Consider the following 20,928-nt stretch of genomic DNA (forward strand, 5'->3'; position numbering starts at 1 on the left):
ATTTTGATGGCTTTTAATTCAACTTTTTTCTATATCATATCTATAGGAGCTAAAAGAATTCTTTTATTAGAAATATTAGGAAAAGCACAACCTATCATTTTAAACTACGCATCACATCTTAAGTCATTAACACTTTGTTGACGTAGTTCCGGTAAATTTTCATTTTTAAATAGTGCGACATGGTCAATTGCCGTTAATTGAATAGGACTCATCGTACCTATAAATACGTTATTTAAAATTTCGATATGTTGATGGGGTGCCTCTTTATGACTTCTAATGTGCAATGTATCTTGATGAGATACATTTTCGACTCTATTATTCATAAAAATGAGACCCTTGCCGCCTTCTTTACCTTCGATACGTCCATCAAATGAATACATATTTTTCCCCTTATAAACACCTAGATATCTCAGTGCACCTGCACAATTCTTGAAGGTATTGTTGACAATGTATACATTTTTTGCTTTTAACGGTGTTAATGCGTAGTCTTTCGTCGCTTCGAAAACATTATCTTGAATAACTATATTTTCATAAAAATGAAATAGGCGACTTGCATGCGAGCCTATAGCGCGATTCCAAGGCCCCATCGCCCCTTCGCCAGAATTTCCGAAGTAACATCTTTCAATAACTACATTTTTAGTAATTGTGCCATCATTAATGCCAAATTTAGGAAATGCACCTTCTACAAATAAATCTAGTTGAATCGCTTCTGAAAAAGAACGATCTCCAACATAATCTGCAAAACCTAAAAACTGACAGTCATGGATGTGCACACCATCCAATCCACAAGCATCAATTCCATGACCCCCTACAATATTTTTGAAAGTCACGTGAGCCACTTCTACTTCACGTGCATGTCCAAGACACATCGCTGTATTGTTATAAGGGTATTCATTACCGTTCATATCGAAGGTGCCCCCTTCTATTTTTATATGGCCATTCCCTTCATAACGATAATATTTTTTACGACTCGAACCATTCTTCAGTAATGCATCTTTTCCTTTACGTAATAAAATCGCTTCTGGATCAAGTTTCAATTTAGTATTATGATATATTTTTAAAGCCTTTGCAATATGGTATTCTCCTTTAGGAATGAAGACAGTGCCACCCCCGTGTTGTGCTACTTTCGTTAATGCACGTTGAATCCCAATCGTATCTTTCCATTTATTTATCGTTTTTGCACCAAAATCTTTAACATTTTTAAACATAAATGTAGTATCCTTTCGTATTTAGGTTATACTATAAACATCTCTTGTTTACAGATAGTATACCCATTTTTAGGAGGACGTTATGTCAAAAAAAGCATTAATTATTGTTGACTATTCTAATGACTTTATCGCTGACAGTGGAAAATTGACTTGTGGGGGAGCGGGTCAAGCCATTGAGGGTTATCTCGTTGAACGTATTAAACATTATCATGAAGCCAATGAGAATATTTTTTTTATGATGGACTTACATTACGAAAACGACCCAACCCATCCAGAGTCTAAAAGTTTTCCTCCACATAATATCATCGGTACTGAAGGTCGTGATTTATACGGTCAGGTAGGTGCCATTTATCAGGACATTAAACATGAAAATCATGTCTTTTTTATCGATAAACGTCGATATGATTCGTTTTTCGGTACACCGTTAGACACACTACTTCGGGAAAGAAAAATTGATACTTTAGAAATTGTCGGTGTATGCACAGATATTTGTGTATTACACACGGCTGCTACGGCTTACAATTTAAATTATCAATTAATTATTCCAAAAGATGGCGTTGCCTCTTTTAATTCACAAGGACACGAATGGGCATTAACTCATTTTAAAGATACACTAGGCGCAACGGTGGAATAACACGTACTTTGCATGATAAAATATTTAAGAAAACATTAGTATAAATATAAGGAGTTTGAACTATGACAACATATATTTTTGGACATCAAAACCCAGATACAGATGCAATCACATCAGCCATTATTATGGCAGACTTTGAACATTTACATGGAAATAATGAAGCGAAAGCCTATCGTTTAGGTGATGTCGCTCCTGAAACACAATACGCATTAGATTACTTTAAAGTTGAGGCACCTGAATTACTTTCAGATGATTTAACAGATCAAGATGTCATCTTAGTGGACCATAATGAGTTCCAACAGAGTGCTGAAACAATTGAAAAAGCAACTGTGAAACATGTTATCGACCATCACCGTATTGCTAACTTCGAAACTGCTGGTCCACTTTACTACCGCGCAGAGCCTGTGGGTTGTACGGCTACAATTTTATATAAAATGTATAATGAACGTGGTTATGAAATTAAACCTGAAATTGCGGGTCTTATGATTTCAGCGATTGTTTCAGATAGTTTATTATTCAAATCACCAACATGTACAGAACAAGATGTCAATGCTGCACGTGCGTTAGCTTCTATTGCTGATGTTGATGTCGACCAATATGGATTAGACATGTTAAAAGCAGGTGCTTCTACAAAAGACAGTACTGAAGCCCAATTATTAAATAAAGATGCTAAATCATTCAATATCGGTGAAAGCACAGTGCGTATCGCACAAGTAAATACGGTTGATATTGATGAAGTGATGCAACGTCAAGAAGCACTAGAAAATGCAATGAACAAAGAAATTGCTGATGAAAATTATACGTCATTCATTTTAGTCGTAACTGATATTTTAAACAGCGATTCTAAAATTTTAGTTGCTGGTGCAGACACAGACAAAATCGCAAGTGCATTTAATACAACACTCGACAACAACACTGCATTTTTACCTGGCGTCGTTTCACGTAAAAAGCAAATTGTTCCTCAAGTAACAGACGCTTTATCTTAATTGAAATGAAGGTGAAAACATGCCATTAACCGTTCAAGCTGGACGTAATAAATTCTACATTGGTGAAGATGAAACTTCTCCACAAGCTGAAATCACATATACGTTCGTAGAAGAAGATACTATTGACGTGACACATACATTCGTAGATCCGAGTCTTAGAGGGAGTGGCGTTGCAAAACAGTTGTTCAATGCGGTGATTGAAAAAGCACAAAATGAACAGTTACAAATTATTCCTTCTTGCTCATATGTACGTGTACAATTTGAACGTGATGCATCTTTACAACATTTATTAAAATCGTCACTATAAATTAGCGCACGTGTAGTTCAAGGCTATGACGAGCAAACATTCAACGGGGCTAGGACAACTATTGTTCTTGCCCTTTCCTTTTATCAATAAAGCATTACGAACTTTAATATACGTACTAAACATGCAAAGTCCAACTTAACGTCACAGTTTTTTTAAATTCCATGGGTTCTAACTGACTCACTAAATAGGAGTGATATCAATGAATGAGCGTTTACTTTTTGAGGCCTCACAAAATTATTTTCGAACTTTAGCAACACGACCAATAGATACAAGAAAACAAAAACTCAAATCTTTAAAGAAAAGTATCAAAAAACATGAAAAAGATTTATATGCAGCTTTAGAAAAAGATTTGGGCAAAAATAAGGTAGAAGCTTATGCGACAGAAATTGGCTACATTTTGAATTCAATTAGCTATTACCGTAAAAATCTAAAAAAATGGAGTAAAAAGCGTGCAATCGATACGCCCTTTTTCTTATTTCCTGCCAAAAGTTTTATGATGAAAGAACCCTTAGGAACCGTGTTAATCATCGGTCCTTTCAATTATCCATTTCAATTGGTGATGGAACCGCTTATAGGTGCGATTGCAGCAGGAAACACCGCAATAATTAAACCGTCAGAAATGACCCCTCACGTTGCAGAAGTTATTCAATTAATTATCGAGGATACTTTTGAAAAAGAATATGTATCTGTTGTTCAAGGCGGTAAAGAACAAATAGAAGCGCTACTCTCTCTCCCTTTTGATCACATATTTTTCACAGGAAGCACAAAGGTAGGACAAATCGTTTATGAAGCTGCAGCCAAACATTTAACACCAGTGACATTAGAGTTGGGTGGCAAATCTCCAACGATTATTGATAAAACGGCAAATCTTAAAGTCGCTAGTGAACGTATTTGTTTTGGTAAATTTATGAACGTGGGTCAGACGTGTGTCGCCCCGGATTATGTACTTATTGAAGAATCAGTCAAAGAGGCATTTTTATTGGCTATAAAGACAACCCTTACAGAATTTTATGGAAAACGCCCTTACGAAAGTCAAGATTTAGGTCGAATCGTCAATGACAAACATTTTCAACGATTGTCTCATTTATTAGAGGTTCATAAAGAAAATATCGTTATTGGCGGTTATCAAGACGCTGAACATCGTCTGATCGAGCCGACAGTATTAGATGATATAGAAGCAGACGATTTCATCATGCAAGAGGAGATTTTCGGTCCTATTTTACCGATCATCACTTATCAATCCTTAGACAATACGATGGACTGGTTAAAAACTTTACCGAAGCCCCTTGCCCTCTATGTATTTTCAGAAGACGAAAATGTCTCTAATCGTATTTTAGAAACACTCTCTTTTGGTAGTGGTGCTGTGAATGATACTATGTTGCAATTGGCAAATGCGAACTTACCGTTTGGCGGTGTAGGAGCTTCTGGAATCGGTAGATATCATGGAAAATATACTTTTGACACGTTTTCACATGAAAAACCCTATATCTTTAAAACCACTAAACTTGAAACGGGGCTATTATTCCCACCTTATAAAGATAAATTGAAAACAGTAAAACACTTATTTTCTAAGAAAAAGTAATAAGGAACTTGAAGAAAACACATTATTTGCGAAGTCGATTGAAAGGTAGTAGCTATTCTTTGCAAAATGGATATAGTGTTACGTCTACAGCTAAGGCATGAATCAAAATTACTATTTTATAACCCTAAAGTTATAAATGTTTCTTTACCCACTCAAATTTCCTGAATTAAGTTGCATCAAAATAGCCATCAAAATTTATGCTAAGATAAATTTTGATGGCTTTCTCAATTGAGGCGCGCTCTAACTTCTAACCCTTTATATTTTGCAAATCTTTACTGTTTGTAACTGAGTATTTCTATGCATTAAATTTCACGCAAACACCTTCAGCGGCAAATGCTGCATCATCTTTTTTAGTTAAAGTACCATTTTCAATATTTCTCTCAAATACGACAACTTTAGAATCACCCTGCTCATGGGCCACAACGAGCTGTTTTCCTGATGGAGAAATGTTAAAGTCACGTGGAAATACATCGCCCGTTGAGACTATATCCACGAGCTGTAATTTTGCACCATCTTCTAAAATTTTAAATATCGCAATGCTATCATGCCCACGATTACTAATATATAAAAACTTTTGATCTTCTGAAAGATGCACTGCTGCAAGTTTTGTAGGTTGTAAAAAGGCTTCTGGAATCGTCAAATGACGTTCTAAAGGTTGAAATTGCCCGTCGTGGTATGACATGACTACTACAGTATTGGATAACTCATTAACCACATAAGCATATCGACCTGATTGATGGTAAGCAATATGACGTGGTCCGTCACCAGGGAGCATTTCAGTACGGTGTGCGACTTCTAGTCCTTTTGTGCCATAGTGATAAGTCACGAGTAAATCGGACCCTAAATCCACCGCTACCACGTACTTCTCTTCAGGTGTGACTTCTAAATAATGGACGTGTGATTGATCTTGACGGTCAACATTTGGACCTTTTGGATATTCGTGATAAACTTCTTCAATTAAACGTACGACTTTTTGATTTTTTTCATCAAATTCATAAATCCGTGCAATACCATCACCATATACCGCTTCGAAGACAAATTGACCATCTGGTGAAAATGCAACGTAACAGCCGGAGCCTTTTAATGAATCAAGGCATTCTCCTGTTTTTTCTAATTGTCCATCACTTTTGATTTTAAATGTCGCTACGCCACTATACGTATCATTTTTAGTAATCGCCACAAGTGTATCTTTATAAATATCAAAATATGTAGAAGCGTTCAATTCATAAGCTGTGTCGATTTGTGTGATTCGATTTTGATTCTCATCAAGTTCAAAATAATATAAACCTTTACCTTCTTTTTTTGTATAGGATCCAATATAACCTTGTACAGTCATAAGAACCCCTCCTTTTTCCGAGTTTTTTCAGTGTTCGTTTCTATTTTAACAAATATTCATTCTTTCTTGATATCAAGAAGATAAAATCTGAATTTCCCCTTGATGCACATGCCATGCTTTGCCACTCGGCGTTAACCCTTTTATTCCCTCAAAATATTTATTACCAAGTAATTCTAATAAATAATGTGAACAGAGATTACTTATACAATAAGTACGTGAGGCATCAAAACGCTCGTTACGATAGAGCCTTTTTAAGAGTCTAGAAAAGCCCAACGCATTTGAAAACACAAACCAAAGATCAGGGTCGTTTTCAACAAAAGCACGTTCAAATTTTTTCATATTACTACTATCGTCATTCCACGTCACTATTTGGACAATCGAAGGGGTTAAAGTATCATAACTTAAATAATCTTCTAGCTGTCTTTTAAATCTCTCAGCACACTTTAATAATTCTGGGTCTTGGCTTACCCCAATTGTAATATTTCTAGCGAAAAGATGTGATTTGAATATAGTGTCAATCAAACTTAAAGGGACGCTTTCTTCTAAATGCGAATTTCTCAGTTGTCTATCTAATTGTTTAACTTGAAAAGTCGTTTGTTGATTTAATTTGTATGAGACTAATGTATTTTGATTTCGATACAAAATCATCACCCTATCACTAAAATTTTAAAATATTCAACTAAACTTAATTAGTGTAGACAAAATGTTATGCAAACGAACAATTTTAAATTCAAAAGAAAAAACGAACACGGTCTCGTGTTCGTTTAAGATTAAGCTTGATTAGCTTCAATATCAGCAATAATTTGTTTTGTTTTGTTCTCAATATCTTCAAAGTCTTTTTTAAATACAACAGCTAAAACAGCCACTGTTGCACCTACAAGTACAGTCAATACAAGCATTAAAGCAAAGAATACTTTAAAGATACCACCGATAAATCTTAACATACTTGTTTCACCTCTAAATCCCATTGTTTAGTCTGTCTAAGTGAATTATAACATAGACAACATACCTTATAAAACTTATACCCTATCAAATGATGTTTAATCCTAATTATTCATATCAATACAAAAATATGTTACATTTATTACAACAACAGTATGAAAGAGGTTACGTCAATGCCTTATATCTCATTTCTCAATTCTTGGAAAAATCATGATTTAGAACGTGTAAAAGAAATGATTGATGACACAGTTTCTGCGTACTATATTAACGATTTAGGTGTTCCTGTTGCACTCAATAAAAAAAGACTTATCCAGTTACTCGCAACACGAATGTCTGCAGTAAGTGCAGATCCTAAATTACAATGGAATTTCGAAATGATTCATCGTGCGCACATACATGGAAATCAAATGATTATGTTTTATGCGTACACACAAGAAAATCAAGACTATCGCGAAACTCCCAAAACACTTTTAACGATGACATTTGGTGAAAATCCTAGAAATAATATTAATCAAATTAAATCAGTCTATATTACACCAAATGTGACAGATATATAATAAAAAAGATTGTTACCCCACTTGAATTACAGAGCTCAAGTTAGTAACAATCTTTTTTCTTCTGTACATTTTTTAACGATAAAATGTCCGATACAACCATCGTTTCGTAGCGACATACGTGTCTACCCACATCCCTATCACTCCCTGATTGTGATGTTCTCTCATTTCTGAAGATAATAATATTATAAGTGCATTATGACTTAAATACTATTAACGATGTATTACAACATCGTAACAAATTGTGTTAAACAGATTTCACTTAAAGGGGCTTTTCCACATGCAAAAAGTAACGTTAGATATAGAAACATTTGAAGGCACACATTATGATTATGGTGTCTTTGTTGCGCACTGGATGCAACAAACAAAAATGCTTAAAAATAGAGAGAAAGAATGGAAAAAACGTGTTCCTCGCTTCGATATTGATGTACAAGAAACGTTTTATGCTTTCCAAAATTTTGCTCCTGGTATATGGGATGAAATCAAGGGCATTCAAGACACTTTAAATATCCCAACAAAGCAAGCCATCCTTAATTTTGCACATTTTCGCTTCACTGAACTGCCGGAGAGTGGTTGCACCGTATACGTTGGCGATGACTATATGGTTCGCAATTATGATTATCATCCCGCAACATACGATGGAAGATATCAACTTTTTCGACCAACGGATACAGGGTATGCCCAAATCGGCCCAATGTCAAGGACGACAGGCAGAATGGATGGTATGAATGAACACGGCTTCGTCATGGCTTATAATTTTATGCATCGAAAAAAACCTGCGAATGGGTTTGTGTGTTATATGGTAGGACGTATATTATTAGAAACTTGTCGAAATGTCGAGGAAGGCATTCAAATGTTGAAAAAGCTCCCCCATCGAAGCTCTTTTACATATATGTTACAAGATAAAACAGGGGCACATGCGATAGTAGAGGTGACGCCAAGACGTGTTGACGTCCGATATGATCATACTTGTACTAATCATTTCAAACTTTTGCAACATGAAAATCGAAATTACATCAAAGAGTCCCAAGAACGATTACAACGTTTAAATCAAAATTTAAATGAACCCTCAGATCGTTTTGAAATTTTCAAGAGATTCAATGATCCACAATATGGGATTTATAGCAAACTCTTTAAAAGTTGGAGTGGTACCATTCATACAACCATGTATGAACCTAAAACGTTAACTGCATGGATAAGTTTAGGTGAAAACCAACATCCCATCGCCATTTCATTTCAAAATTGGTTAAACGGACACCCACTCGAAGTCAACAAAATTGAGGGTGTGATTGATACCGACATTCAATTTGCCTCAAAATAGTTCAAAAAAACCGCTTTACGTGTCAATTTACGTAAAACGGTTTTTCTATATTAATCAATACTTATATCTCCATGGTTCGTATAGAGCTCAATCAAGTGTTTGCCTGTTCCATTTTTTCCTTGATGTAATCCCGGCGTATTGACATTAATTTTCCCCTTTTCAGGGCTTAACTTTAACATCACATCTTTTGGAGCGTCTAAATAACGCATTGTGATATTACCATGATTAACAGATCCCTTGAAATCGCACTCTGGTTTCATCTTGTTGAGCTCCATGCTCCCTCTTTCAACTTTAAAGACGCTTTTATGCACGAGCGCATTATTCATCATAATTTTACCTTTATCGACGTTGATTTCTGAATTTGAAAGTTGACTGTTTTTCATCTTAACAAACGATTCATTCGCATTAATGTTTGTTTCGTCAAACTTACAATGATTTAAAGTAATTTCTCCGTTAGCCTCATTCCAAATGGTCGCATTGTGACTTTGTACATCATTTAATGCCACATCACCAACACGCGTATTTATATTGAGTTCATCTAATTTTTGTGGCGGTACAGTAATGATTAACTGCTCTTGTGAACTATCAAACGGGTTTAAATTTAGAATGCGTTTTTTATCGTTTTGAGAGTCGGAAATTTGTAAAGTTTCATTTTGATTGGAAAAGTTGATGTTCGACTTTCCTTCATAATGTACATGAAAACGTTGGCCTTTTTTTATTATGACATTTGTACCGTCAGAGTGAACATTAATTCGTTTGATGTTATTTTGAGAATACGATTTTTCTATAGTTTTGACTTGGTTGCCATGGGCTTCTACGCCAAACCATATCGCAGAGCCAAGTGCAAAAAAGACTAAAAACATGATCAAACCTGCTATAAATAATTTCTTCATGATTGAAATGTTCCTTTTTTAATAAAGTTAATGTTCCATTTTAAATAACGAATCAATGCATCACGTAGAAGACAAACGAATTTTACAATGACAACAAAAAACATCAAACCTAAACCACAATACGCAAAACTAAAAAGGTAATTACTCACTGAAATTTGGTGTAAATCTGCAAAGAGATTTGTAATCAATACAATAAGTGGTGCTAACACCATACCTAACGTAATAAACATACCGACAATAATTAAAAGTATGAGAAAAATTAATGGCACAACCACAAAAATAAGTGTGATTAAGCTCATACCAATGGTCGCCGCCACCGCACGTCTTAAGTGATTAAAATCTGGTTTCTTTTCAGCATCTTTGACCGCATATTTTGCATACTTTTTCTTTGCAATTTGTTTAGGGGAATCTAGTGTTTTGAGAATTTCGCTATCGGTTTTGCCTTTTTCATTCTCTTTAAAAAAGTGATTTTCATATTGATTCATAATTTGATCCGCCACCTGATTCGGTAACCGATGCAATTGATGTTCTAACTCATTTAAAAATGTGATTTTGTCCATCTATTCCCCCCCTTTTGCAAACATATTATCTCAACACTTAAAATTATAATTTGAAACAATAAAAATTAAAACCTCGTGCCATTATTTGTATTCTAAATGTCATAAACTTAATTTGTTGTAATCTTTTTAATTTTCTTTCAATAATCATGTTGCTATAATAGAAACAACGAAGGAGGGTGTTAACGATGACGCATTTAAAAACATATTATCAGCAAGCAAAGCCTATCGATCAATATATTGAAGATATGTCAGTCAATAAAGAGGGATTTTTAAGCATCTATGAAGGCTTTGAAATGCCACAAAATGATTCAAGATTTGATGCGATACAAGCGAAAGGGTATCGTTATGTACTGATTATTACCGAAGATTGGTGTGGGGATGCCATGATGAATAGCCCGATTCTAAAACACATTTCAGAAAGATTAAATTTAGAAGTTCGTGCTTTTTATCGTGACGAAAACACGGACCTCATCGACCAATATTTAACGAATGGAAAATCCCGATCTATTCCAATTTTTATTTTTATGAATGAACAATTTGAGCAACTGGCAGTTTGGGGACCACGCGCGCAGTCTGTACAAAAATTTGTAACTTCTGTTCGCGAAGCATTACCAGACAAATCACATCCAGACTTTTCAGATAAAGAAAAAGAAGTCCATCAAACGATTCGTAATCGATACTTAACAGATCATACATTTTGGAATGATGTGTACGAATCCATTCTCAAAACACTTCAATAAGCGAATAATGCTGAAATAAAATTAATTTCATTGATTCTCAAATGGGCCTCATATAATCTGTCTTTTTGATTCTTTTTCACTTATTGAAATGCTATAAAAATAGCCATCAAAACTAACGCATTGATAAATTTTGATGGCTTTTTAATTACTGGGTGCAATGTCTTTTAACTTTTTTGTTTGTGTACTAGCTTTCATTTTCATTCGGATTTTTGATGTGTGATAACATTTGTGTTTTTATTTTCCGCAATCTCTTTCGCGCGTTTTACCGCTTCTTCTTTATTTCTAAATGTATCAGAGGCTTGTTGTGCAGTTTCAGTTTTCACTTTCCACATATCGTCTTCATAATAGACGTGTACGTCATGCTTATTGAGCTTAGGATTGGCTGAAGAAGATTTTTCGTGTTGCGTTACAGATTGATGTTGTAGTTTTTCTAAATCCTTTTCTGAAGCATTTTTGTACCATTTCTCTGCCTGTGAAGTTGCGATAGGAATCACTTCAGACTCCTTGTAGCCATCTTCTAACATTGCATTTCCGATATCAATTGCTTTTCTAAGTTCTAAACGGTCAAGATTTTTCCAACTTTCAGGATAATCCTTCATTGTCCATGGCATGAAAATCACCTCTTTTATTTCATACCCTCACTGATTTTTATTACACAAATAGACTTAATAAAAATACAAAAATAAAGCCAGACACTGAAATAATTGTTTCAACTAATGACCATGTAAGAAATGTTTCTTTTATTGTTAAACCAAAATACTCTTTAAACATCCAAAACCCTGCGTCATTAACATGTGAACAAAAAACACTTCCAGCCCCAATGGCAAGCACTACTAAAGCAAGATTGACATCCGCTGTTTGGAGTAATGGTAAAACGATACCTGTCGTCGAAATCGCAGCCACGGTTGCTGAGCCTAATGCAAGACGGAGCACTGCAGCCACAATCCATGCTAATAGAAGAGGTGATAATGTAGAGCCAGTAAAGAAATGTTCAATTGTTTTGCCAACCCCTCCATCAATTAGGATTTGTTTAAAGGCACCCCCACCCCCGATGATAAGTAACATCATGCCAATAGGATAAATCGCTTCAGAAACCGAATCCATAATATGAGACATTTTACGTTGTTGACGAAATCCCATACTATAAATCGCAAAGAGAACAGCAATCAACATAGCTGAACCAGCACTACCTACAAAATATAAAAAACTTTCAAAAATATTTGTTGCACCCTCCTGATGCCCAGATATCAATTGCCAAATCGTTGCAATTAACATCAAAATAACGGGTAATAACGCGGTAAAAGTACTGATTTTAAAGCTTGGTAATTCTGAAGGTTCGAAAACTTTTGAAGCACCCAATGAAGAAATATCCCCTTCACGTTGAAATGCTTGAGCGGTTAACTTCGGTGCGATTTTAATGAATAAAGGACCTGCTATAAGCGTCACAGGAATCGCAATAATAAAGCCATACATGAGAACTTCTCCGATATTAGCATTTAACTCTTTAGCTATGACGACAGGTCCAGGATGAGGGGGTAAAAATCCGTGCGTCACTGAGAGCGCTGTGACCATTGGTAAACCTATAGACAATTGAGAGATTTTCATGCGCTTTGCAATTGTAAAAACGAGTGGTATGAGTAATACGAGACCTACTTCAAAAAATAACGCGATACCTATAATAAATGAAGCGAGGACCATCGCCCACATGACGTAACGGCGTCCTAATTTTGCAATTAAAGTATCCGCAATTTGAGTGGCACCTCCACCATCTGCAAGCAATTTACCTAACATTGCGCCTAACCCAAAAATCAGGGCAATGTGACCTAGTGTTCCTCCCATACCGGTTTCAATAGTTGTAATAATTTTATCAAGTGGCATGCCTAATAAAATTCCAGTCACTATGGCGGTAATAATCAATGCAATAAACGTATTTAACTTAATCTTCATAATTAACACGAGCAAAATAAGAATACCCAAAATAATACTTATCAACGGCCATAATTCTTGTACCATTTTCATCCCTCAATTCATTTATTTTGATTTTGAAAAGCTGCAATTCTTTCGTAAGTCGTCATTAAATTTTGAGTCATTTCCATAAATATAGAGCTTAAGATCCGATACTGTTGTACAGCTTCATCATTAGGTTCATGACGATTGACGTTTCCTATCCAGTTCGACAGATAATCATAAGCCCGTTCATCTCCAAGCGCTTTAAATCCAAGGGTTGCTGCGCCTAAACAAGAACTTTCATAACTTTTAGGAATCACGACTTCACAGTCAAAGATGTCTGCCATTATTTGTCGCCAAAGTGAATTTCTTGAAAAACCCCCAGTCGCTTTAATCGTTTTAGGTAAGGTTCCAGTCATTTCTGTTAAAGTCATTAAAACCGAATAGAGATTATATAAAACACCCTCTAACACAGCGCGTATCATATGACCTTGATGATGCGCCAATGTAAAGCCGATGAAAGCCCCTCTCGCATTGGAAGACCAAATAGGCGCACGTTCTCCTGACAAATAAGGCTGAAAGATGAGGCCATCAGCACCAGGTTGTATCTCTTCTGCCATATTAAACATTTGATCGTAACTTAAGCTCACCTGTTCATCCTCATGATTTGTCTGTCTTTGCAATATTTGTTCACGTAGCCACTGTAACGTGACTGCCCCATTGTTCACAGGACCACCAATGACATAATGATTTTCATCTAATATGTAACAGAATGTACGCCCTTTAGGATCTAATTGAGGCGTATTCACTACCGTTCTGATGGCACCTGATGTGCCGATTGTGACCGCGATTTCTCCTGGTCTAAAACTATCCACACCTAAGTTTGATAAGACACCATCACTTGCACCTATGATTAACGGAACACTAGAGGTTAGATGTAACTTTTGGCTTATTTCTGGTTCTATAGATAAAACGTGCAGGGTTGATACAACCTTTGGTAAGCTCATCTCATCAATTCCAATTTGTTCTAAAGCTTCAGCATCCCATTTTTTATGATGAATGTTGAATAAACCGGTTGAAGAGGCAATGGACATATCCATCACGCATTTTTGTGTAAGGTGAAAAATCACAAAAGTTTTGATATCAATCATTTTATAGGCTTGATTAAAAATTTCTGGTTGATGTTCTTTTATCCATATTAATTTACAAAAAGGCGACATCGCATGAATAGGTGTTCCGGTATTGTAATAGAGCGTCGCCCCCTTATCAGAATGTTTATAACGTTCCGCAATCGTTTTTGCTCGATTATCGGCCCAAGTTATTGATTTTGTAAGCGGTCGCATATGTTTATCAACTAGCAATAAGCTATGCATTTGTGCACTAAAAGCAATATGTGAAAGCGTGCCAAGCGTTTGTGCTTTCTCAATTGTTTCAGTTAACGTATGCATCACCGCTAAAACAATGTCTTCAGGATTTTGTTCAGCCGTCTCTGTATTCGGTGTTAATAGCGGATATGCTTGTTGTGACTTTCCTCGCTCTTGACCCTGAGCATCAAAAATCACTGCTTTAGTACTTGTCGTGCCTATATCGACACCAATACTTAACTTCGTCATCCCCTCATCCTTTCTATAATTCTCATCTCCAAAATGCGCCAATATCATCATTTAAATCATTAAAATTAACTTTAAACGCTTCGTACATCAAGGTTTTATTTCTTTTTTGGATAGCTTCAATATAAAGTTGATGGTTATGTACAATTCTTTCAAAATCAGCCTTATCTGATGTCATACGTGTCGACATGCCAATGTAAATAACACAAAGTAATTTTTCACGAATCGATGTCCACAAATTAAGGAGGGCTTCATGGTGACACGCAAAAACTAAATGTTCATGAAATAATAAATCATGTTCAGAAAATCCTGCCGCGTCGTTGAATTGTATACACACTTTCATCATTTCAAGTGTTTGATACATTTTTGAAATTAGCCATTCGATATCTTCATGTTGAATGACCTTAGTAAATGCAAAAGATTCAATCATTAATCGGATATCTGTTAATTCTTGCTGTTTTTCTTTATCAAACGCTTTAACCTCTGCCCCCATTCTTTCTAGTTGAATGAGCCCTTCTTGATTTAAATTTTTAAAAGCATCTCTCACAGGTGATCGACTCACTTCAAACTGTTTGGCGATTTGATTTTCCGTTAATACGGTTTTCTCACTATAATCTCCATTGATAATATTCAAACGAATTTGCGCTGCAATTTTCTCTCCCGTTGATAAGGGATACAACCAATTTTCAGGAATATTCATAAACTCACCTCAACTTGTATACAAGTATTCTAAAACATTTTCCGGTTTGTGTAAACGCTTTCTTTTGCGAATAAGTATATCTTTAAAAGCCTGGGTATTTTCAGATATGAACACCCTCACATTAAAAAAGCACCCAAAATTCATTTTCCAATGAATTTTGAGTACTTTTATGAATTTATTTTAAATATCTCTTTTACTGATAACAAAGAGGTTCGCTACAAATAAAACAACAATAGAAGCTATATTAATGAACCATTGCCAATGTGTAAAATCTAAACCATCATTCATGGATTTTTCACTGAGGTAACTGAATGGGATGTACTTAAGTGATTTATTAATATCGTCACCTATTTCAGGAATTAAAGGTACAAAAGGTTTCACAACAGGCAGTAACAGTAATAATAAAATGCCTAGTGTAAAGACTAATGATGGTTTTTGAACAAATAAATTAATTAAAAATAGTAATAAACCATACACCAAAAATAAAATGAGATAGAAAACGATAAGTTCCCAAATATTTTTACTATCAAAATCAGGACCTTTTGTTGTCCAACTAATAATATAAGTGACTAAAATGACAACACCGGACATTAAAATAGAAATAAGGATAATTGAAACAAATTTGGCAACAAAATAACTTACACGATTTCTTACATTGTTAATAAAGAGTTGAATAGTTCCTTGGCTAGTATCTCGTGTAATCGTTTTGATGACAAACATTAATCCAATAAGTGAGAAAAACCACTTAGCCACACTAAACATTGTTCCAGGGTCAACATCTTTATGGTTTCCTATTAAGATACCTATTGTAATGGCTAAGGGTGCGATGCCTAATAATAAAGCAATATATGTTAATGGACTCTTAAGAATACTAATAAGATCATATTTGATTAATTGTGCAATATTCATTATTTGTCACCTCTCTGATTAATATTAAAGTACGTATCACGTAATGATGCGCGACGTGTTTCGATATAATTCGGGAAAATGTTTTCTGTCGCTAATCCTTTTAATACAGGTTGGTAACTCGTTTGCACATGAAGAATAATTTCTCCAGATTCTTTATAACTTTGAATCACCTCAAAGTTCGATTTTAGATATGTAAGTGCTTTATCAAAATCATTGCTTTCCACGTGCAGAATTGTTTGATCTGACGTTTGTCCTTCAGTCATATTAACATCTTGAACAAAATGACCATCACGTAAAAATACAGCACGGTCACAGATTAATTCTATATCCTCTAATTTATGACTCGAAATTAATATTTTCATATCTAATTCTCGCACAAGTTTTTCAATTGTTTTTAAAACATCGATGGAACCATCGGGATCCATCCCATTAGTTGGCTCATCTAAAATTAAATATTTCGGTTTATTCATTAATGAAACAGCAATGGCTAGCTTTTGTTTCATACCCATTGAGTATTTTTTTACTTTTTTCTTAATATACGTTTCCATTCCAAATGCTCGAATAATTGCTTCTGTATACTCCGCATCGTACCCTTTTCCTAACACATGGGCGAACAACTTTAAGTTATACAATCCGGATTTATTGTCATAAAGCTTTGGATGCTCGATGAGGTACCCTATATTGTCTTCCTTATTAACTGAAACTTCACCAGAATAATTCACGATATTTCCGTTCATTATTTTCATAATTGTAGTTTTACCTACACCATTTTTACCGATTAAACCTACAATTTTACTGTCTTCAAACGCAAAGTTGATCGCATCAAGTACAGTATTATTACCATAACGTTTTGTAATTTGTTTTAACTGCATGCCTGATATCCTCCTAAAAATTCTTTAAATGTATCATTTATTTAAGATACATATTCATTGTTGATAGTATACTTACAACAAAGTATGAAAACCCTAGCTCTATATGCCCCTCACGGAGGAATTTTTAATAAAAATGAACCCTATTGCTAAAAGAACTTCACCTATTCATTAAGAATTTCAGAGTTTTTTAGTTACGAATAAACAAATATCGGTATGTTAAAATTCATTTTTTACTACACTGAGATAACCCCAAAATCAAGATAAACAATCACTGTAATAAACATTTATACAAAACTAAAATGTACAACAATACCACTTACAAAAGCGCATTCCCTATGTAACGGGAAAATCAATGATAGCCTCAGTTGCTCCCAAAACTGATATGTAAAGGCTATTAAGCAGTTGTAAACGTGATACAGGTAAACTATGCCAAAAACGCTTATTAACCAATACGGTTAATTTACCTAAATGCATTTACGCTTTCAAACAACATGATGATTGATAGGATAAATATGAATGATTGCTAAAACAAAGGGTAGTCTGATTTCGCAATCATATACCAAGGTAACCATAACAAAATTATCAAATAAAGCGCAACTCTCCACTTTCTTAAATAAAAGAAACTTATCAAGAGTTGTGTCATTGTGTTATTGCTTTCTGTTCTATGCGCTCATAATTTAATTACATCATAATTACTACTTATAACGTCTCCTTATCATCATGGTTAACGCTTCTAATGGCATGTGCACAGTTTTGGCTTCTTTCACTAAGTTTTGAGACATTTCTTCAATCATTTTCAAATGTCTCTCTTTAAGCCGCTCTGTATTGAAAGTGTTCACATACGTCCCCTTTCCTCTATAAGTACATAAATAGCCTTCTTTTTCTAAATCTTCATAAGCACGTTTTGTCGTAATTAAACTAATGTCTAATTGTCTTGCGAGCTCTCTCATAGAAGGCAAAACCATTCCTGGGGCAAGTTCTCCTTGTAACACTTATCCTTTAATCTGTTGCTTAATTTGCTCATAAATAGGGAGTTCATTTTGTTTTTCTAACATTATTTTCATAATACACCTCCAACAGTGTATATATACAAAATACACAACATTCAACTTTAAGTGAATCAAATACATCTTAATTTTATGTAAATCCCCTTTAATTAATACTATTTATATAAACAAAAAAAGAACCTGATATCATACACATGATACAGATTCATTTAAAATATCGATAACTCATAAAATTTGATATTGAACAAAATGCTAACTTCAAAATGAAACTTCACTTTTGATGCTTTATTGATTTCTTTTTTTACGGTCATTATTTCGACTAATAAACGCACAAATCATAAACATAATGGATGCTATAAATAATTTTATTGCAGAGGGTTCCTCACCTTGATACTGAAAAAAGAGCCCTACGAAAAATACGATAATCGCAATAATTAAAAAGATTTTAGTCAGATGCTTCATCATACCTTCACCTCATTTATCACAGTATAACAAAGATACATAATAAGATAAATGTGAGATTTTATGAAGGTTCCTCATTGAATACGCTTTCCTTCCCTTTAATTTTTATGCAATTCACGTTATAGTAAGAATATCTATAATAACGAAAGGTTGACGCTTATGAACCCTTTAGCCCTATCCTTAAATGATGAATTAAATCGTTCCAATCCCATAGTCTTAGATATGCTTTCTGATTTAGGAAAAAGCATGTATTATCCTAAGGGAATTTTAACACAATCTGCTGAAGCAAAATCAGCGGACTACAATGCGACAATTGGCATGGCCACAACAAAGAATGGAAAAATGTACGCTGCATCTTTATACGATATGTTCAACGATATGTCGACGGACGAAGTCTTCGGATATGCTCCTCCTCAAGGGATGGAGTCCTTACGTCAATTATGGAAAGACAAAATGCTAAAAGAAAATCCTGAGCTTTCCGAAGAGGCTATTAGTATGCCTGTTGTCACAAATGCATTGACACATGGTCTTTCTTTAGTCGGTGATTTATTCGTAAATGAAAATGATGTTGTACTATTACCTCATCATAATTGGGGCAATTACAAACTCGTATTTGGTGTACGTCACAAAGCGAATATCGAAACTTACCCTATTTTTGACGTGGATGGCCATTTTACAACTGATGGACTCATTAACAAATTAGAAGAAGTTACTCAAGAAAAAGTCATTATGGTACTTAATTATCCAAATAACCCAACAGGCTACACGCCGACACAATCAGAAGTTCAAAAAATGGTTTCAGCCATTGATCAACTTGGTCAACGTGGCGTTAACGTTGTTGTTGTAGTGGATGATGCTTATTATGGCCTTTTCTTTGAAGAGGTTTATACGCAATCTATTTTCACTGCATTAACGCAACTAGATAACCCACATGTGTTGCCCGTTCGTTTAGATGGGGCCACAAAAGAATTTTTCGCGTGGGGCTTTAGGGTTGGCTTCATGACATTTGGTTTGTCAGACGATTCAACGAAAGCAATCTTAGAAGCAAAACTAAAAGGTTTAATCCGTAGTAACAATTCAAGTGGTGCTTCGCCTTCCCAAGCGGCCGTGCAACACGTCTTAAAAAATCATGATAAATTTGATCATGAAATCCAACAAAATATTGAAACTTTACGCGCACGATATGAAGTCACTAAAGAAATCGTGTATCGCGACGCCTATCAATCCTTATGGCAACCTTATGACTTTAATTCAGGCTACTTTATGGCGCTTCAAGTTAAGCAAGTGAATGCTGAAACATTACGCCAACATTTATTAGAGAAATACTCTATTGGCATTATTTCATTAAATGATCAAGATATTCGCATCGCCTTTAGTTGTATTGAAAAAGAAGATATTGAACATGTTTTCAATACGATTGCACAAGCTATTCAAGAACTTCAATGTTAAGAACAAACATCTATAGCGCATCTATTCTTAAGCGACGAAATCATCAGATGGATTTCGTCGTTTCCTTTTAAGGAGGGATGACCATGGATATTGATTTTAAAAAGCCTCAACGATTTTTAACGAAAGCGAGTGGCTTTTTATCAGACTACACCCATACCCTTAATCCCTATATGGGTTGTCAATTTGGATGTCTTTATTGTTATGTCCGTAAGTCACCGATATCATTATTTTCCGGAAAAACGTGGGGAGAATGGGTCACTGTTAAACAAAATCTGTCGACGCAATTTGAAAAAGAACTCGTAAACGCTAAAAAGAAAGGGCCAGTAACGATTTTTATGTCGTCATCGACAGACCCGTATCAACCGTTAGAAAAGAAGTACGAAGTGACGCGCGAATTACTTAAAATCATGCACAAAACGCCACCCGACTTCTTATTCATCCAAACGCGAGGCCCCTTAATACAACGTGATATCGATATCTTATCAACCTACCCTGGGCGTTTTATTGTGAGCATGACCATCGAAACAGATCGTGAAGATGTGATTCGGCAATTCACTCCTCACGCCCCAAGTATCCAAGCACGACTCAAGACGCTATCAAAATTAAATGAGGCACAAATACCCGTACAAGTTGCCATCGCCCCAATCTTACCCTGCACTTCTCATTTTGGAGAACGTTTGAAAAACTATACAAAACGCGTAACGGTCGATGATTATTTTATGGGAGATGGTTCTAACGGGCATCGAACGCAATCATTAAATATAGAAAACATTTATGCGTCTATTGATGAAATGGACTGGTATCAGCGTGATGCCTACCAATATGTACAAAATCTCATGACACAAACTTTTGGCAAACAAAATGTCTCTATCAGTGTCGATGGATTTAAGCCCAAGTAATGTGAGGAAT

At 35.1% G+C, this 20,928-nt stretch carries 23 protein-coding genes; 9 read left to right on the top strand and 14 right to left on the bottom strand.

All coding sequences use genetic code 11. The annotated features are described in order from the left end of the window. Positions 1–104: 104 nt before the first annotated feature. The gene (locus G8Y84_RS08905; protein WP_105966040.1) at positions 105–1,208 is read right to left on the bottom strand and encodes a glycosyl hydrolase family 28-related protein; all 1,104 of its coding nucleotides are present in this window, start codon (positions 1,206–1,208) and stop codon (positions 105–107) included. An 82-nt stretch (positions 1,209–1,290) separates the two neighbouring features. Here G8Y84_RS08905 and G8Y84_RS08910 point away from each other — a divergent pair, with 82 nt between their 5' ends. The 4 genes from G8Y84_RS08910 (at position 1,291) to G8Y84_RS08925 (ending at position 4,717) form a co-directional block, all read left to right on the top strand. Continuing rightward, positions 1,291–1,842 carry a cysteine hydrolase family protein gene (locus G8Y84_RS08910; protein WP_037575718.1) on the top strand — a complete coding sequence of 184 codons (552 nt, stop codon included), beginning with the start codon at positions 1,291–1,293 and terminating at the stop codon, positions 1,840–1,842. A 62-nt stretch (positions 1,843–1,904) separates the two neighbouring features. After that, positions 1,905–2,828, top strand: coding sequence for a manganese-dependent inorganic pyrophosphatase (locus G8Y84_RS08915; RefSeq protein WP_037575715.1), 924 nt, complete (start codon positions 1,905–1,907; stop codon positions 2,826–2,828). 19 nt (positions 2,829–2,847) lie between these two features. Then, a complete protein-coding gene (locus G8Y84_RS08920) occupies positions 2,848–3,135 on the top strand; it encodes a GNAT family N-acetyltransferase (RefSeq protein WP_037575714.1) in 288 nt (95 codons plus the stop codon). A gap of 199 nt (positions 3,136–3,334) precedes the next feature. Next, positions 3,335–4,717, top strand: a complete 1,383-nt coding sequence (locus G8Y84_RS08925; protein ID WP_165806298.1) for an aldehyde dehydrogenase — start codon at positions 3,335–3,337, stop codon at positions 4,715–4,717. 295 nt (positions 4,718–5,012) lie between these two features. Here G8Y84_RS08925 and pglS read toward each other — a convergent pair whose 3' ends face one another. From pglS to G8Y84_RS08940, 3 genes are all read right to left on the bottom strand, one after another. Then, complete coding sequence (gene pglS, locus G8Y84_RS08930; RefSeq protein ID WP_037575709.1) at positions 5,013–6,053, bottom strand: 6-phosphogluconolactonase; 1,041 nt, start codon at positions 6,051–6,053, stop codon at positions 5,013–5,015. Between the two features lie 72 nt (positions 6,054–6,125). Next, on the bottom strand, positions 6,126–6,695 hold the full coding sequence (locus G8Y84_RS08935) for a hypothetical protein (protein WP_037575707.1): 570 nt from the start codon (positions 6,693–6,695) through the stop codon (positions 6,126–6,128). 128 nt (positions 6,696–6,823) lie between these two features. Further along, a complete protein-coding gene (locus G8Y84_RS08940; RefSeq protein ID WP_165806299.1) occupies positions 6,824–6,997 on the bottom strand; it encodes a hypothetical protein in 174 nt (57 codons plus the stop codon). Between the two features lie 171 nt (positions 6,998–7,168). On the opposite strand from G8Y84_RS08940, the gene G8Y84_RS08945 reads away from it, so the two are divergent. Both G8Y84_RS08945 and G8Y84_RS08950 read left to right on the top strand, forming a co-directional pair. Beyond that, a complete protein-coding gene (locus G8Y84_RS08945; protein WP_105963433.1) occupies positions 7,169–7,552 on the top strand; it encodes a hypothetical protein in 384 nt (127 codons plus the stop codon). Positions 7,553–7,829: 277 nt separating this feature from the next. Further along, complete coding sequence (locus G8Y84_RS08950) at positions 7,830–8,870, top strand: C45 family autoproteolytic acyltransferase/hydrolase (protein WP_105963432.1); 1,041 nt, start codon at positions 7,830–7,832, stop codon at positions 8,868–8,870. 50 nt (positions 8,871–8,920) lie between these two features. Here the strand turns inward: G8Y84_RS08950 and G8Y84_RS08955 are convergent, their stop codons facing one another. Together G8Y84_RS08955 and G8Y84_RS08960 are read right to left on the bottom strand one after the other, a co-directional pair. Then, positions 8,921–9,733: a DUF4097 family beta strand repeat-containing protein gene (locus tag G8Y84_RS08955; protein WP_157946144.1), complete on the bottom strand. Its 813-nt coding sequence runs from the start codon at positions 9,731–9,733 to the stop codon at positions 8,921–8,923. Between the two features lie 26 nt (positions 9,734–9,759). Continuing rightward, a complete protein-coding gene (locus G8Y84_RS08960; RefSeq protein ID WP_037575700.1) occupies positions 9,760–10,323 on the bottom strand; it encodes an HAAS signaling domain-containing protein in 564 nt (187 codons plus the stop codon). 185 nt (positions 10,324–10,508) lie between these two features. Between G8Y84_RS08960 and G8Y84_RS08965 the strand changes: the two genes are divergently transcribed. Beyond that, positions 10,509–11,063: a thioredoxin family protein gene (locus G8Y84_RS08965; protein ID WP_037575698.1), complete on the top strand. Its 555-nt coding sequence runs from the start codon at positions 10,509–10,511 to the stop codon at positions 11,061–11,063. 197 nt (positions 11,064–11,260) lie between these two features. Here the strand turns inward: G8Y84_RS08965 and G8Y84_RS08970 are convergent, their stop codons facing one another. From G8Y84_RS08970 to G8Y84_RS09005, 8 genes are all read right to left on the bottom strand, one after another. Continuing rightward, entirely contained in the window at positions 11,261–11,674 is a 414-nt protein-coding gene (locus G8Y84_RS08970; protein WP_037575696.1) for a DUF2188 domain-containing protein, read from the bottom strand. Positions 11,675–11,714: 40 nt separating this feature from the next. After that, positions 11,715–13,076: a gluconate:H+ symporter gene (locus tag G8Y84_RS08975; protein ID WP_105996939.1), complete on the bottom strand. Its 1,362-nt coding sequence runs from the start codon at positions 13,074–13,076 to the stop codon at positions 11,715–11,717. 14 nt (positions 13,077–13,090) lie between these two features. Next, complete coding sequence (locus G8Y84_RS08980) at positions 13,091–14,623, bottom strand: gluconokinase (RefSeq protein ID WP_037575694.1); 1,533 nt, start codon at positions 14,621–14,623, stop codon at positions 13,091–13,093. Positions 14,624–14,645: 22 nt separating this feature from the next. After that, on the bottom strand, positions 14,646–15,320 hold the full coding sequence (locus G8Y84_RS08985; protein WP_037575693.1) for a GntR family transcriptional regulator: 675 nt from the start codon (positions 15,318–15,320) through the stop codon (positions 14,646–14,648). 180 nt (positions 15,321–15,500) lie between these two features. After that, positions 15,501–16,229: a phenol-soluble modulin export ABC transporter permease subunit PmtD gene (gene pmtD, locus G8Y84_RS08990; protein WP_037575691.1), complete on the bottom strand. Its 729-nt coding sequence runs from the start codon at positions 16,227–16,229 to the stop codon at positions 15,501–15,503. Next, a complete protein-coding gene (gene pmtC, locus G8Y84_RS08995; RefSeq protein ID WP_037575689.1) occupies positions 16,229–17,101 on the bottom strand; it encodes a phenol-soluble modulin export ABC transporter ATP-binding protein PmtC in 873 nt (290 codons plus the stop codon). Before pmtC ends, pmtD begins: the two co-directional genes overlap by 1 nt. 695 nt (positions 17,102–17,796) lie before the next feature. After that, positions 17,797–18,093, bottom strand: a complete 297-nt coding sequence (locus tag G8Y84_RS09000) for a GntR family transcriptional regulator (protein WP_258026739.1) — start codon at positions 18,091–18,093, stop codon at positions 17,797–17,799. A 300-nt stretch (positions 18,094–18,393) separates the two neighbouring features. Beyond that, a complete protein-coding gene (locus G8Y84_RS09005; protein WP_037575851.1) occupies positions 18,394–18,570 on the bottom strand; it encodes an SE1626 family protein in 177 nt (58 codons plus the stop codon). A 159-nt stretch (positions 18,571–18,729) separates the two neighbouring features. On the opposite strand from G8Y84_RS09005, the gene G8Y84_RS09010 reads away from it, so the two are divergent. Both G8Y84_RS09010 and G8Y84_RS09015 read left to right on the top strand, forming a co-directional pair. Continuing rightward, positions 18,730–20,019 (top strand): aminotransferase class I/II-fold pyridoxal phosphate-dependent enzyme, encoded by a 1,290-nt coding sequence (locus G8Y84_RS09010; protein ID WP_105996940.1) that lies wholly within the window; start codon positions 18,730–18,732, stop codon positions 20,017–20,019. Between the two features lie 83 nt (positions 20,020–20,102). Further along, a complete protein-coding gene (locus G8Y84_RS09015) occupies positions 20,103–20,918 on the top strand; it encodes an SPL family radical SAM protein (protein WP_105996941.1) in 816 nt (271 codons plus the stop codon). Positions 20,919–20,928: the final 10 nt, after the last annotated feature.

The sequence above is a fragment of the Staphylococcus sp. 11511212 genome (assembly GCF_011394755.1).
Taxonomy (GTDB): Bacteria; Bacillota; Bacilli; order Staphylococcales; family Staphylococcaceae; genus Staphylococcus; species Staphylococcus chromogenes.

Coding starts and splice junctions, on each gene's coding strand:
- G8Y84_RS08905 (WP_105966040.1), bottom strand. CDS start 1,208: ATGTTTAAAAATGTTAAAGATTTTGGTGCAAAAACGATAAATAAATGG.
- G8Y84_RS08910 (WP_037575718.1), top strand. CDS start 1,291: ATGTCAAAAAAAGCATTAATTATTGTTGACTATTCTAATGACTTTATC.
- G8Y84_RS08915 (WP_037575715.1), top strand. CDS start 1,905: ATGACAACATATATTTTTGGACATCAAAACCCAGATACAGATGCAATC.
- G8Y84_RS08920 (WP_037575714.1), top strand. CDS start 2,848: ATGCCATTAACCGTTCAAGCTGGACGTAATAAATTCTACATTGGTGAA.
- G8Y84_RS08925 (WP_165806298.1), top strand. CDS start 3,335: ATGAATGAGCGTTTACTTTTTGAGGCCTCACAAAATTATTTTCGAACT.
- pglS (WP_037575709.1), bottom strand. CDS start 6,053: ATGACTGTACAAGGTTATATTGGATCCTATACAAAAAAAGAAGGTAAA.
- G8Y84_RS08940 (WP_165806299.1), bottom strand. CDS start 6,997: ATGTTAAGATTTATCGGTGGTATCTTTAAAGTATTCTTTGCTTTAATG.
- G8Y84_RS08945 (WP_105963433.1), top strand. CDS start 7,169: ATGCCTTATATCTCATTTCTCAATTCTTGGAAAAATCATGATTTAGAA.
- G8Y84_RS08950 (WP_105963432.1), top strand. CDS start 7,830: ATGCAAAAAGTAACGTTAGATATAGAAACATTTGAAGGCACACATTAT.
- G8Y84_RS08955 (WP_157946144.1), bottom strand. CDS start 9,733: ATGTTTTTAGTCTTTTTTGCACTTGGCTCTGCGATATGGTTTGGCGTA.
- G8Y84_RS08960 (WP_037575700.1), bottom strand. CDS start 10,323: ATGGACAAAATCACATTTTTAAATGAGTTAGAACATCAATTGCATCGG.
- G8Y84_RS08965 (WP_037575698.1), top strand. CDS start 10,509: ATGACGCATTTAAAAACATATTATCAGCAAGCAAAGCCTATCGATCAA.
- G8Y84_RS08970 (WP_037575696.1), bottom strand. CDS start 11,674: ATGCCATGGACAATGAAGGATTATCCTGAAAGTTGGAAAAATCTTGAC.
- G8Y84_RS08975 (WP_105996939.1), bottom strand. CDS start 13,076: ATGGTACAAGAATTATGGCCGTTGATAAGTATTATTTTGGGTATTCTT.
- G8Y84_RS08980 (WP_037575694.1), bottom strand. CDS start 14,623: ATGACGAAGTTAAGTATTGGTGTCGATATAGGCACGACAAGTACTAAA.
- G8Y84_RS08985 (WP_037575693.1), bottom strand. CDS start 15,320: ATGAATATTCCTGAAAATTGGTTGTATCCCTTATCAACGGGAGAGAAA.
- pmtD (WP_037575691.1), bottom strand. CDS start 16,229: ATGAATATTGCACAATTAATCAAATATGATCTTATTAGTATTCTTAAG.
- pmtC (WP_037575689.1), bottom strand. CDS start 17,101: ATGCAGTTAAAACAAATTACAAAACGTTATGGTAATAATACTGTACTT.
- G8Y84_RS09005 (WP_037575851.1), bottom strand. CDS start 18,570: ATGAAGCATCTGACTAAAATCTTTTTAATTATTGCGATTATCGTATTT.
- G8Y84_RS09010 (WP_105996940.1), top strand. CDS start 18,730: ATGAACCCTTTAGCCCTATCCTTAAATGATGAATTAAATCGTTCCAAT.
- G8Y84_RS09015 (WP_105996941.1), top strand. CDS start 20,103: ATGGATATTGATTTTAAAAAGCCTCAACGATTTTTAACGAAAGCGAGT.